Raw genomic sequence first — 12,256 nt, 5'->3', positions numbered from 1 at the left:
CCCATCCTGGCCCGTCGTGCTGACGGACGGCGACATCGTCCTGAGGCCGATAAAGCTGCGCGACCAGCGGGCCTGGCGCGAGGTCAACCGGCGCAACCGGGACTGGCTGCGCCCCTGGGAGGCGACCATTCCGCCGCCCACTCCGAGCGGGCCGATCGCGCACCGGCCGACCTACCGCCAGATGGTCCGGCACCTGCGGTCCGAAGCGAACTCCGGCCGGATGCTTCCGTTCGTCATCGAGTACCAGGGGCGTCTGGTCGGCCAGTTGACGGTTGCCGGAATCACCTGGGGCTCCATGTGCTCGGGCCACGTCGGCTACTGGGTGGACGAGTCGGTGGCCGGACGCGGAGTGATGCCGACCGCCGTGGCGCTCGTCGTGGACCACTGTTTCCGCACCGTCGGACTGCACCGCATCGAGGTCTGCATTCGCCCGGAGAACGGGCCGAGCCGCCGGGTGGTGGAGAAACTCGGATTCCGTGAGGAGGGCCTCAGACCGCGTTATCTCCACATCGACGGAGCCTGGCGCGACCACCTCGTCTTCGCGCTCACCGCGGAAGAGGTCCCCGACGGTTTGCTCAACCGCTGGCAGCGGGCACGTACTCGGGGGAATCCCACATAGCCGGGAAGCCAGGAAGCCCGGGAAATTGAATACGTGTTCGAAATTGATCGAGTGGCGACCGCCTCAAGGCGCTAAATTCACGCCCTCGGTGGGGTGCTGATCGCATCGGTCACAAAAAAAGTTCGAAATATCAGCCAGATCGTGCGACACACCGGCTCAATTGGCAGATGGCCTCACGCAAACCCCTCTACCGTGTGAGGCGTGAGCAGCAGCGGCCTCATCTACGCAGTCATTGTCGGGGCCTGGGCCGCCTACTTGGTGCCGATGTGGCTCCGTAGGCAGGACGAGCTGAACGAGGCCCGTCCGACGGAACGCTTCAGCACCGCCATCCGGCTGCTGTCCGGACGGGCGGGTATGGAGCGCCGGTACGCCAAGGACCTGCAGGCGCGCTCCACCGAGGAGGGGGAGTCCAGCGCCGGTCGTCCGGACGCCGTCACCGACTCGGTGGACGTCCGGGCCTTCGCCGTGCCTCCGGCCCGGCCCCAGGCGCGCGCGGACGTACCGGTACAGGCACAGGCGTCCGGGCGCGCACAACCCGCGCGCGAACAGGCGGAACCCCCGGCGCCCGCACCGGCCCCGGCCCCGACGCCCGCGCCTGCACCGGCGCGCAAGCGCGTGCCCGCGGCCCGGCGCTCCCCCTCGGAGGAAGCGGCCCTGGCGCGCGCCCGGCGTATGAAGGCGCTCGCGCGGCGCCGGCGCACCACCGTGATGCTCTTCATCGCGTTCACGCTCGGCGCAGTCGTCGCCGCGGTCGGAGGGCTCGCGTTCCTCTGGGCGCCCGGCGTGCCCGCCGTGCTGCTCAGCGCCTACATCGCGTATCTGCGCTCCCAGGAGCGACGCCGCTTCGCCTACCAGATGGACCGGCGCCGCGCCGAGGACGCCGCCGAGCGGCTCCGTGAGCGGGCCCGCCAGCCGCGCCGCCGCCCGGCCGCCACCGAAGCGGATGCCGACGAATCGGACGAGGGACCGGCGCAGGAGACCGACCCCGGGCTGTCCGCACTCGCCGCCGACCGGCGCGCCCTCGTCGAACAGACCGACCACGCCGAGTGGGTGGACCAGCAGCGCGAGCGGCAGCGGCGGCCCGGGCACGGGGACAGCTGGGACCCGGTGCCGGTGCCGTTGCCGACGTATGTGACCGCTCCGGTCGCTCCGCGGGCCACCGCGGACGTCGACCTCGGGGCGCCGGACACGTGGAGCTCGGCGCGGTCGGGCTCCGTGGCCCGGGGCCAGGAGACGCAGGCCGCCGACGCCGCGGAACCGGGCCCGGCGGCCCCCGCGGAGGACAAGGCGGACGACGACGGGCGCAGTGACGCCCGCCGGGCGGCTTCCGCGCGGCGGGCCCGGGAGCGTGGGCGTACGCCGCTGTTCGACCAGTACGAGGACGGCGAGCGGCCGCGGGCCGCCAACGAGTAGCCCCCCGCCCCACCTGTGCCGCTGCCCCGGCGGCGGGCCAGGAACGGATTTCCAAGCACGCGGATCGGGGTGCTAGAGTTTCACTCGTTGCAAGGGCCTGTGGCGCAGTCCGGTAGCGCACCTCGTTCGCATCGAGGGGGCCAGGGGTTCAAATCCCCTCAGGTCCACCGCAACAACTAACCCGAGGAGACTCGGGGGAGTTGGAAAGATCCCGTCCGATCGGTTGATCGGGCGGGATCTTTGCTTTGCTCCCCGTCCGGCGCCACCAGTGCGTCCCACGGGCCGAGTTGGTGACGCCGGGAAGAGTCGCGGACGGTCAGGAGCCGAGCTGCTTCGCGAAGCACCGGCTGCTCTCGTAGTGCCGGTAGTACCCGAACTTCTCGCAGGGCGCGTACCCGCTGGACGTGTACAGGGCGATGGCCTCCGGCTGCTTCGTGCCCGTCTCCAGGACCATCCTGGCCCGGCCGGCCGCTCGGGCGTCCTCCTCCAGGGCGGCCAGGATGCGCCGCGCGAGCCCGCGGCCGCGCGCCGCCTGCACCACGTACATCCGCTTGACCTCGGCGTCCCCGTCGAGGTTGCCCTCGTCGTTGGTGTCCTGGGCGCGCCAGCCGCCCGTGGCCACGGGGGAGTCGTTCTCGTCGTAGGCGATGAAGTACACGCCGTTCGGCGGCTCGAAGTCCGTCGGGTCCAGGGACGTGGCGTCCCCGCCGTCGCCGTAGCGCACGTGGTACTCCGCCTGGACCTCGTCGTTCAGCTTGACGGCGTCCGGGTGATCGAAGGAGACGCGACGTATAACCATGTCGGAGATCGTACACCTATGCATTGATGGAGTTCCGGTCTCGATCCAGTGTGCCGGTATCGTTCCCGCGTGCTCACTGTGACTTCCGTCAATGTCAATGGACTGCGCGCCGCCGCGAAGAAGGGCTTCGTGGAGTGGCTCGCAGGCACCTCGGCCGATGTGCTCTGCCTGCAGGAGGTGCGCGCCGAGCCGCAGCAGCTGCCCGAGCACGTGCGTACGCCCGACGGCTGGCATGTCGTCCATGCGCCGGCCGCCGCCAAGGGCCGGGCCGGCGTCTCCCTCTACACCCGCCGCGAGCCCGACCGCATCCAGGTCGGCTTCGGCGCGGCGGAGTTCGAGACCAGCGGCCGCTATGTCGAGGTCGACCTGCCGGGTGTCACGGTGGCCTCCCTCTACCTCCCCTCGGGCGAGGTCGGCACCGGGCGCCAGGACGAGAAGATCCGCTTCATGGGCGAGTTCCTGGCGTACCTCAAGGCCCTGCGGGAGCGGGCTGCCGCCGACGGCCGGGAGGTGGTCGTCTGCGGCGACTGGAACATCGCCCACCAGCAGGCCGACCTCAAGAACTGGCGCGGCAACACCAAGAACTCCGGGTTCCTGCCGGAGGAGCGGGAGTGGCTCACGCAGGTCTTTGACGAGGCCGACGGCGGCTATGTGGACGTCGTACGAGCTCTGCATCCGGAGGTGGAGGGGCCGTACACGTGGTGGTCGTATCGGGGGAGGGCCTTCGATGCGGATTCAGGTTGGAGGATCGACCTCGCCGTCGCAACGCCTGGGCTGGCCGCCCGTGCGGTCAAGGCTGTTGTGGAGCGGGCGGCCAGCCATGAGGAGCGGTGGTCGGATCATGCTCCTGTGACGGTGGTCTTCGAGATGTGAGGCGTGTTGACTCGTTCGCCGACTGTGAAGGTCAAGCGAGACGTATCCGGTCCGGCCAGCCGCTTCGGTCCGCCGCCCGACCGCCCCTTGGCTACTGTGACGCGAACGCCGTCCTCGAGGAGTTGCTCCCGCGCCACCTCGCCGTCCACGGCGAATGGCGTCGCCATCTGCCTGCGGCGTGACCACGAGCGGCTGACGCTCTTCAGACATCCCGAAGACGAGTGTCTTCGCATGCTGCTGACCCCACTCGATCAACTCGGACATGTGGGCGACGGAACGCACGGCGCGGTCCACATGTGACCACACGATGGCGTCGTAGTCGTCCGGGCGTTGCAGCCACGGCGATAGTGAAGGCCTATCGAAGGGGACGTCTTGCGTGCGGATACCCCCAGATCTTCGGCTTCGGCGATCAGAGTGAAGCCCAGTTGCTGGGTGCACTGCTGGATGCAGGCGCGCTGCCTGCCGGGTGAGGTGGTCACTTCGGTCACGTTGCTGAGGCGCACAGCTCCAAGAGCTCGCGGGCTTTCGGTCGGAGTCGAGGTCGGTTGTGAAGGCTGAGGACTACCCTTGGGCACGTCGACGCTCCTTGAAAGTGTCGGCCACACCCCGGGGCTGGTGGCACAGCCGCCGGGGCCTTCTCGATCTCACTCTCGGAGTACGAACGCGGTTCCGCCCAGGATTATCCGGAAAGCGCCTCGATGGTGTGAAAGATCAGGAACTACCAGACAAGGGGTGCCTCAGGACGCTAGCCCTGCTTGCGCAACCGCCGGTCCAGCGCCAGTGAGAGTTCTGCCTCCACCACGCTGCGGGCCAGTGGGCGCAAGCGCTGGAGGTCCTCCTCGCCGGTGTGGCGGAGGACGAGCTCGGCAAACATCTCTGCCAGGGCGTCGACGTGTTCGCGGACCCGGGCGCCCGCCTTGAGGACCTCGGCCAGGGGGATGCCCTCGCGGACCAGGGCCGAGGAGACGTCCAGGAGGCGGCGGCTGATGTGGACGATCTCGTCGCCGTCGGTGCCGAGGTAGCCGAGGTCGAGGGCGGCGGAGAGGTTCTCGGGGGTGACCTGGCCCTCGAAGCGGGCGGCGAGTTCCTCGGGGGTGAGGCGGACCGGTTCCTCCTCGGTCGGCTCGACGCCCAGGAGGTCGGCGACGTCCCGGCCGTGGTCGAGGGCCTCTGCCAGTTCCGCGATGCCGGTGAGGGTGTGGCCGCGTTCCAGCATCGCCGCGATCGTGTGCAGGCGGGCCAGATGGTGGTCGTCGTACCAGGCGATACGGCCCTCGCGGCGGGGTGGCGGTATGAGTTTGCGTTCTCGGTAGAAGCGCAGGGTGCGTACGGTGATGCCGGCCAGGCGGGCCAGTTCCTCCATGCGGTACTCGCGCTTCTCGGTCACGAACGCAGCCTATGTTGTACCGCCGGTAACTTCCTTCCTCTCCACCCCTACCCATCGGTACGGAGGTGTTCTACTCTCCCATTGCGCCAGTGTTCACTGGCGGGGTCGCGTGAGGAAGGGCGTCGGCATGGCTGAGCGGGAGCATGTGCGGGTGGCGGTGATCGGGTCCGGGTTCGGCGGGCTCGGGGCCGCCGTGCGGCTGCGGCGCGAGGGCGTCACCGACTTCGTCGTCCTCGAACGGGCCGACAGCGTGGGAGGCACCTGGCGCGACAACAGTTACCCGGGGTGCGCCTGCGACGTGCCCTCCCACCTCTACTCCTTCTCCTTCGCGCCCAATCCCGACTGGCCGCGCACCTTCTCCGGGCAGGAGCACATCCGTGCCTACCTGGAGCACGTCACGGACGTCTTCCACCTCCGGCCCCACATCCGCTTCGACTCCGAAGTGAAGATGATGACCTGGGACAGCGAGAAGCTGCGGTGGGAGATCGAGACCAGCAGCGGGTCGCTGACCGCGGATGTGGTCGTCTCCGCGACCGGGCCGCTGTCCGATCCCAAGGTGCCCGATGTTCCGGGGCTCGACTCGTTCCCCGGCAAGGTCTTCCACTCCGCCCGCTGGGACCACGACTACGACCTGCGTGGCAAGCGCGTCGCCATGGTGGGGACGGGCGCCTCCGCCATCCAGATCGTGCCCGCCATCCAGCCCGAGGTCGGCAGGCTCACCCTCTTCCAGCGCACCCCGCCGTGGGTCATGCCGCGCGTCGACCGCGCCATCAGCGGCGCCGAGCGGGCCCTGCACCGCACCCTGCCCTTCACCGCGCAGGCCCGCCGCGGCCTGCTGTGGGGGATCCGGGAGCTGCAGGTCCAGGCCTTCACCAAGCGTCCCAACGAGCTCGGTTTCGTGGAGCAGTTGGCCAAGCGGAACATGGCACGGGCGATCAAGGACCCGGCCCTGCGCGCCAAGCTCACCCCCGACTACCGCATCGGCTGCAAGCGGATCCTGCTGAGCAGCACCTACTATCCGGCGCTCGCCCGGCCCAATGTCGACGTCGTGGCCAGTGGGCTGAGCGAGATCCGCGGCTCGACCGTCGTCGCTGCCGACGGGAGCGAGGCCGAGGTCGACGCGATCATCTTCGGCACCGGGTTCCATGTCACCGACATGCCGATCGCCGAGCGGGTGGTCGGGGCGGAGGGCAAGACCCTCGCCGAGGCCTGGAAGGGCGGCATGGAGTCGCTGCGGGGCGCCTGCGCTGCCGGGTTCCCCAACTGGATGACCATCATCGGGCCCAACACCGGCCTCGGGAACTCGTCGATGATCCTGATGATCGAGTCGCAGCTCAACTACATGGCCGATTTCGTACGGCAGTTGGACGTCCTCGGCGGCCGAGCCGCCCTGGAGGCCCGGCCGAGCGCCGTCGCCGCCTGGAACCGCCGGGTGCAGGAGCGCATGAAGCGGACGGTGTGGAACACCGGCGGCTGCACCAGCTGGTACCTCGACCCGAGCGGTCGTAACACCACCATCTGGCCGGGCACGACGACCGAGTTCCGGCGGGCCACGCGGCAGGTGGATCTCGCCGAGTACGAGCTGCTCCGGGCGCCCGCCGAGCAGAAGGCGGAGGTGGACGCGTGAGCCGGCTCATGCACGTCAAGTCCGGGCCGTACGCACCGCCCACCCCCGCCCGCGAACTCGTCGCCGTCTCCGCCGACGGCGCCCGGCTGCACGTGGAGGTGCACGGGCCGGAGAGCGCGCCCGCCGTCGTCCTCGCCCACGGCTGGACCTGCTCCACCGCCTTCTGGGCCGCGCAGATACGGGACCTCGCCGCCGACCACCGTGTCATCGCCTACGACCAGCGCGGCCACGGACGCAGTCCGGTGAGCCCGGCGTGCAGTCCGGACGCCCTCGCCGACGACCTGGAAGCCGTACTGGAGGCGACCCTCGCGCCGGGCGAGAAGGCCGTGATCGCCGGGCACTCCATGGGCGGCATGACGGTGATGGCGGCGGCCACGAGAAAGAGCTTCCGGGAGCATGCGGCGGCCGTACTGCTGTGCAGCACGGGCTCCTCGCGGCTGGTCGCCGAGTCGACCGTCGTACCCCTCGGGCCCGGGCGGCTGCGGACCTGGCTGACGAAGCACATCCTGGGGGCGCGGGCGCCCCTCGGACCGGTCACGCCTCTCGCGCGGCGGATCCTCAAGTACGGGACGATGGGGCCGGGTTCGGCGCCGCACATGGTGGAGGCGTGCGCGCGGATCGTGCACGCATGTCCGCGCAAGGTGCGCCACGCCTGGTCACAGGTGCTCGCTCTGCTCGATCTCGACCACGGCGTACGGGAGTTGAGGGTGCCGACGGCTGTCCTCGTCGGGACGGCGGACCGGCTCACCCCACCCGTGCAGGCGCGGGCGCTGGTGGCCGCGCTGCCGAACTGTGTGGGCAGCACCGAGCTGCCGGGGCTCGGCCACATGACCCCGGTGGAGGCGCCGGAGCTGGTCAGCGGCCGTATCCGGGAGCTTGTGACGACGTACGCAACGATCAAGGAGGGCGCATGAGCAAGGTCAGCCTCGAAGGACAGGTCGCCGTCGTCACGGGCGCCGCGCGCGGTGTCGGTGAGCTGCTCGCCCGCAAGCTGTCCGCGCGGGGCGCCGAGGTGGCGCTGGTCGGGCTGGAGCAGGACGCCCTCAAGCAGGTCTCCGAGCGGCTGCACAGCGACAGCGACCACTGGTACGCCGATGTGACGGACCACCAGGCGATGGCGCGGGTCGCGGAGGAGGTCAAGGAGCGGTTCGGGAAGGTCGACATCGTCGTGGCGAACGCCGGTGTGGCCACCGGCGGTCCCTTCGTCGACTCGGACCCCGAGGCCTGGCGGCGGGTGATCGAGGTGAATCTCATCGGGTCCGCGGTGACTGCCCGTGCGTTCCTGCCGGTTCTGATGCAGAGCCGCGGCTATCTGCTGCAGATCGCGTCCCTCGCGGCGATCACTCCGGCGCCGATGATGACGGCGTACTGCGCCTCCAAGTCCGGTGTGGAGGCGTATGCGCACAGTCTGCGGGCCGAGGTCGGGTACAAGGGCGTACGGGTCGGGGTCGGGTATCTGTCGTGGACCGACACCGACATGGTGCGGGGCGCCGACCAGGACGAGGTGATGCGGGAGCTGCGGCAGCGGCTGCCGTGGCCGTCCAACAAGACGTATCCGCTGGGGCCCGCCGTCGACCGGATCGTCGCCGGGATCGAGCGGCGCTCCAGTCATGTGTACGGGCAGTGGTGGCTGCGCGGGATGCAGGGCGTGCGGGGGTATCTGCCGGGGCTCATCGGGACGGTGGGGCAGCGGGAGATGCGGCGGTTCGGGTCACGGTTGGAGGGCATGCGGTCGGGGCTCGTCGGTGCAGGTGGGGCGGCGGACGAGGAAGCCCGCGCTACGCACCGTAGTTGATCGAAATGCGCTCCGTGGTGGGCCGTGTGAATCTGGTCGAGGCCCGGTCAAGGGCCTTCCCCCCACCCACTACGGGAGTGAACCCACATGGGTATGAAGGACAAGTTCCAGGACCAGTCGGAACAGTGGCAGGAGCAGGCCAAGCAGAAGGCCCAGCAGGCCCGCGAGCAGGGTCAGCAGCGTGGACAGGAGCGCGGCCGGCCGGGCCAGGAGCAGGGTCAGCGGCGCGGCAAGCCGGGCGAGCGCATGCGTGACGAGGAGACGGAGCGGTTGCAGCGGGAAGAGCAGGACCGCTTCGACCAGGACTACGACGTCTGACGTCGACGTCCTGCGATGACTGGAAAGGGTGCCCCTGACGAGGGGCACCCTTTCTCACTTCGCCCTGGGCGGCAGCTTCGGACGTGAGCGGTCAGGGACGTTCGAGTAATCCGGCGGTGTGGCCGGGGGGTTGGACTCCAGCAACTGCACCGCCAGTTGGACCGCATCGTCCAGCTGCGCATGCCGTCCCTCCGCCCAGTCCAGCGGAGTCCGGAGGATCTCCAGGTCCGGAGTCACCCCCTTGTTCTCCACGGTCCAGCCGTAGGCGTCGAACCAGGCCGCGTTCATCGGGACGGTGATGACCGTGCCGTCGCCGAGGCGGTGGCGGCCGGTCATGCCGACCACTCCGCCCCAGGTGCGCTGGCCGATGACGGGGCCGAGCCTGAGGAGCTTGATGGCGGCCGTGATCATGTCGCCGTCGGAGGAGGTCGCCTCGTCGGCCAGGGCGACCACCGGACCCCTGGGCGCGTTGGACGCGTACGAGACCGGCTGGGCGTCGCGGGTGAGGTCCCAGCCCAGGATCGTGCGGGACAGTTTCTCGACGACGAGTTCGCTGATGTGGCCGCCCGCGTTGCCGCGTACGTCGACGATCAGGGCGGGCCTCGACACCTCCATCCGCAGGTCCCTGTTGAACTGGGCCCAGCCCGAGCCGCCCATGTCCGGGATGTGCAGATAGCCGCAGCGGCCGCCGCTCAACTCCCGTACGACAGCACGGCGTTTGGCCACCCAGTCCTGGTAGCGGAGGGGGCGTTCGTCGATCAGGGGAACCACGGCCACGCGGCGTGAGCGGCCCGCCTCGCCCTCGGCCGCGGTGAAGGTGAGCTCGACCGTGGTGCCGCCCGCACCCGCCAGCAGCGGGTACGGCCCGGTCAGCGGGTCCACGGGGCGGCCGTCGACGTGGGTCAGTACAGCGCCGTCCCTGATGCCGGTGCCCGCCAGCGGTGAGCGGGCCTTGGAGTCCGACGACTCGCCCGGGAGGATCCGCTTGACCACCCAACCCTCCTGCCTGCGGACGAGGTTGGCGCCGAGCAGGCCCTGCAGGCGCTGGTAGTGCGGCGGGCCCTCGTTGCGGCGGGCGGCGGTGACGTAGGCGTGGGAGGTGCCCAGCTCGCCGAGGACTTCGCGCAGGAGGTCCGCGAACTCGTCGGGGGAGGCGACCCGTTCGACCAGCGGGCGGTACTGGTCGAGCACCGCGTCCCAGTCGATGCCGCACATCCCCGGATCCCAGAAGTACGCGCGGATGAGACGGCCTGCCTCCTCGTACGACTGGCGCCACTCGGCGGCCGGGTCGACCTCGTGCAGGATGCGGCGCAGGTCGATCCAGACCGTCGTGTCGCCGTCGCCGGACTCGGAGGAGGGGACGGCCCGCAGGTCGCTCTCGTCGACCACGACCAGGCGGGTGCCGTCGCCGCTGAGTGCGAACCAGTCCAGGTGCTCCAGGAGTTCGGACTTCTTCGCCTTGCTGATGTTGAAGTGTTCGAGGGTCGGGCGGCCGGTGGTGTCGTCCGGGTTGGCGAACGTCTCGCCGAGTGCCCCCGAGATCGGCCAGCGCAGCCAGACCAGGCCGCCGCCCGCGACCGGGTACAGCGCCGAGTACTTGGAGGCGGTGACCGGGAAGGGGGTGACCCGGTTCTCCAGCCCTTCGATCTCGACGGTGACCGCGCCGTCGCCGCCCTCCTCCTCGTCCTCCACCGGGTCGAGGCCGCCGGCGGCCGGCCGGCCCTCCGGGGTGAGGGCGAAGGGGGAGGGGGTCGCGGAGGACAGGGGGACCAGGTACGGGCGGCAGCCGAGGGGGAAGGACAGGTCCCCGGTGTGGACGTCGTACACCGGGTCGAAGCCGCGCCAGGACAGGAAGGCGAGATAGCGGCCGTCCCTCGTGAACACCGGGTTCTCGTCCTCGAAGCGGCCGTTGGTCACGTCGACGATCAGGTGGTCCCCCTGTCCCTTCCGGGAGATACGCGCCATCTTGATCTGCCGCAGGGAGCGGCCGATTCCCGGGTGGGACCAGGTCAGCCACGCGCCGTCCGGGGAGAAGGCGAGGTCGCGCACCGGGCCGTTGACCGAGTGGATCAGCTCGGTCACCTCGCCTCCCCCAGACTCCGTCCGGGAGGTGCCCCCAGAGTCCTCCGTCGCGTCGAGGAGCAGCAGGCGGCCGTTGTGCGAGGCGATGGCGAGGCGCTCGCCCTGCGGGTCGGCGACGAGTTCCAGGACGCGTCCCACCTCGCCGGAGGCCAGTCGGCGCGGTTCGCGGTCGCCGGTCGCGCGCGGCAGGTAGGCGATCTCGACCGCGTCCTCGCCCTCCGCGTCCGTCACATAGGCGACCTGGCCGGTGGAGCCGAGCATCTCCGGGAGGCGGATCCGTACGCCAGGGGTGTCGGTGATCGTGCGCGCCGGGCCGTCCCGGTGGGTGAGCCAGTACAGGCTGCCGCGTACGACGACGGCGCTCGCGCGGCCCGTCTCGTCGACCGAGATGCCGTCGACGTGCTGGGCGGCCGGGACCTGGTAGGTGCGCCGGCCCGCGCGCGGCCCGCTCAGCCGTACGTCCAAGGGACGCGGCCCGGAGTCGGCGGCCAGGTCGTCGACGATCCACAGGTCGCCGGCGCACTGGTACACCACCCGGGTGCCGTCGCTCGAGGCGTGGCGGGCGTAGAAGGCGTCGTGGTCGGTGTGGCGGCGCAGGTCGGAGCCGTCGTGGGCGCAGGAGTAGAGGTTGCCGATGCCTTCGTGGTCGGAGAGGAAGGCGATCCGGCCGCCGACGAACATCGGGGAGTGCAGATGGCCCTCCAGGTCGGCCAGCAGGCGCTCGCCGTGCAGCCAGAGGCGGCCCATGGCGCCGCCGCGGTAGCGCTTCCAGGCGGCGGGTTCGTGGGGCGGGGTGCCGGTCAGGAGGAGGGTCCTGCGCTCTCCTTCGATGTCGGCGACCTGGATGTCGGAGACCGGGCCCCAGGGGAGTTTGCGGCCGGGGTCGCCGTCGGGGGAGACCTTGTAGGCCCAGGTGAAGTACGAGAAGGGCTCGCCGTGGGAGGCGACGGCGAGGATGGTGCCCCCGCTGTCCCCTTGGGCGGGTGTCCAGCCGCAGACCTGGGTGTCCGCGGAACCCCAGTAGGTGAGCTGCCGCCCCGGGCCGCCGTCCACCGGGACGGTGTGGATCTCGGGGACCAGACTGCGCCAGCTCGTGTACGCGATGGTGCGGCCGTCCGGCGAGAAGCGGGGGTGGCCGACCTTCGTACGGTCGACCGTGAGGCGCCAGGCGCGGTCCGGGCCGTCCAGGGGGGAGAGCCAGAGGTCGTCCTCGGCCACGAAGCACAACAGGTCACCGCTGAGATGGGGCAGGCGCAGATAGCTCACCTCCCCATGCTTTTCCGCCGGATGGGGCCGGGCAACTCGTGGGAACTTACGGATCCTTCACATACGTGAGCCAGCGC

Annotated in this window: 10 protein-coding genes and 1 tRNA gene; 8 read left to right on the top strand and 3 right to left on the bottom strand. The window is 70.5% G+C overall.

Translation table 11 applies throughout. From position 1 onward, the window contains the following. Positions 1–16: 16 nt before the first annotated feature. The 3 genes from IH68_RS0132100 to IH68_RS0132090 all read left to right on the top strand — a co-directional run bounded on the left by IH68_RS0132100 (position 17) and on the right by IH68_RS0132090 (position 2,199). The gene (locus IH68_RS0132100; protein ID WP_030941987.1) at positions 17–619 is read left to right on the top strand and encodes a GNAT family N-acetyltransferase; all 603 of its coding nucleotides are present in this window, start codon (positions 17–19) and stop codon (positions 617–619) included. Between the two features lie 201 nt (positions 620–820). Next, positions 821–2,032 carry a gephyrin-like molybdotransferase receptor GlpR gene (gene glpR / locus IH68_RS0132095; protein ID WP_030941985.1) on the top strand — a complete coding sequence of 404 codons (1,212 nt, stop codon included), beginning with the start codon at positions 821–823 and terminating at the stop codon, positions 2,030–2,032. A gap of 93 nt (positions 2,033–2,125) precedes the next feature. Beyond that, a tRNA-Ala gene (locus IH68_RS0132090) sits at positions 2,126–2,199 on the top strand. Positions 2,200–2,348: 149 nt separating this feature from the next. Here the strand turns inward: IH68_RS0132090 and IH68_RS0132085 are convergent. Then, positions 2,349–2,831, bottom strand: coding sequence for a GNAT family N-acetyltransferase (locus IH68_RS0132085; protein WP_030941983.1), 483 nt, complete (start codon positions 2,829–2,831; stop codon positions 2,349–2,351). A 48-nt stretch (positions 2,832–2,879) separates the two neighbouring features. Here IH68_RS0132085 and IH68_RS0132080 point away from each other — a divergent pair, with 48 nt between their 5' ends. Next, the gene (locus IH68_RS0132080) at positions 2,880–3,704 is read left to right on the top strand and encodes an exodeoxyribonuclease III (protein WP_030941981.1); all 825 of its coding nucleotides are present in this window, start codon (positions 2,880–2,882) and stop codon (positions 3,702–3,704) included. A 745-nt stretch (positions 3,705–4,449) separates the two neighbouring features. On the opposite strand, the gene IH68_RS0132075 is transcribed toward IH68_RS0132080, so the two are convergent. Beyond that, entirely contained in the window at positions 4,450–5,091 is a 642-nt protein-coding gene (locus IH68_RS0132075; protein ID WP_030941979.1) for a MerR family transcriptional regulator, read from the bottom strand. 127 nt (positions 5,092–5,218) lie between these two features. Between IH68_RS0132075 and IH68_RS0132070 the strand changes: the two genes are divergently transcribed. From IH68_RS0132070 to IH68_RS0132055, 4 genes are all read left to right on the top strand, one after another. Next, complete coding sequence (locus tag IH68_RS0132070; protein WP_030941977.1) at positions 5,219–6,718, top strand: flavin-containing monooxygenase; 1,500 nt, start codon at positions 5,219–5,221, stop codon at positions 6,716–6,718. Next, the gene (locus tag IH68_RS0132065; protein WP_030941975.1) at positions 6,715–7,632 is read left to right on the top strand and encodes an alpha/beta fold hydrolase; all 918 of its coding nucleotides are present in this window, start codon (positions 6,715–6,717) and stop codon (positions 7,630–7,632) included. Before IH68_RS0132070 ends, IH68_RS0132065 begins: the two co-directional genes overlap by 4 nt. Then, positions 7,629–8,513 carry an SDR family oxidoreductase gene (locus IH68_RS0132060; RefSeq protein WP_030941973.1) on the top strand — a complete coding sequence of 295 codons (885 nt, stop codon included), beginning with the start codon at positions 7,629–7,631 and terminating at the stop codon, positions 8,511–8,513. The genes IH68_RS0132065 and IH68_RS0132060 overlap by 4 nt, the downstream gene beginning before the upstream one ends. 87 nt (positions 8,514–8,600) lie before the next feature. Continuing rightward, positions 8,601–8,831: a hypothetical protein gene (locus IH68_RS0132055; protein ID WP_030941971.1), complete on the top strand. Its 231-nt coding sequence runs from the start codon at positions 8,601–8,603 to the stop codon at positions 8,829–8,831. Positions 8,832–8,885: 54 nt separating this feature from the next. Here IH68_RS0132055 and IH68_RS0132050 read toward each other — a convergent pair whose 3' ends face one another. After that, positions 8,886–12,179, bottom strand: coding sequence for a S41 family peptidase (locus IH68_RS0132050; protein WP_030941969.1), 3,294 nt, complete (start codon positions 12,177–12,179; stop codon positions 8,886–8,888). Positions 12,180–12,256 lie beyond the last annotated feature (77 nt).

Origin of the sequence: Streptomyces sp. NRRL S-646 (genome assembly GCF_000720765.1) — a bacterium.
Classification (GTDB): domain Bacteria; phylum Actinomycetota; class Actinomycetes; order Streptomycetales; family Streptomycetaceae; genus Streptomyces.
The sequence above is the reverse complement of the archived record's forward strand: the minus strand, read 5'-3'. Positions and strand labels throughout refer to the sequence as shown.

What these genes read in the sequence shown, in the direction of transcription:
- IH68_RS0132055 (WP_030941971.1), top strand. Translation starts at nt 8,601, where the DNA reads ATGGGTATGAAGGACAAGTTCCAGGACCAGTCGGAACAGTGGCAGGAG.
- IH68_RS0132070 (WP_030941977.1), top strand. Translation starts at nt 5,219, where the DNA reads ATGGCTGAGCGGGAGCATGTGCGGGTGGCGGTGATCGGGTCCGGGTTC.
- IH68_RS0132085 (WP_030941983.1), bottom strand. Translation starts at nt 2,831, where the DNA reads ATGGTTATACGTCGCGTCTCCTTCGATCACCCGGACGCCGTCAAGCTG.
- IH68_RS0132060 (WP_030941973.1), top strand. Translation starts at nt 7,629, where the DNA reads ATGAGCAAGGTCAGCCTCGAAGGACAGGTCGCCGTCGTCACGGGCGCC.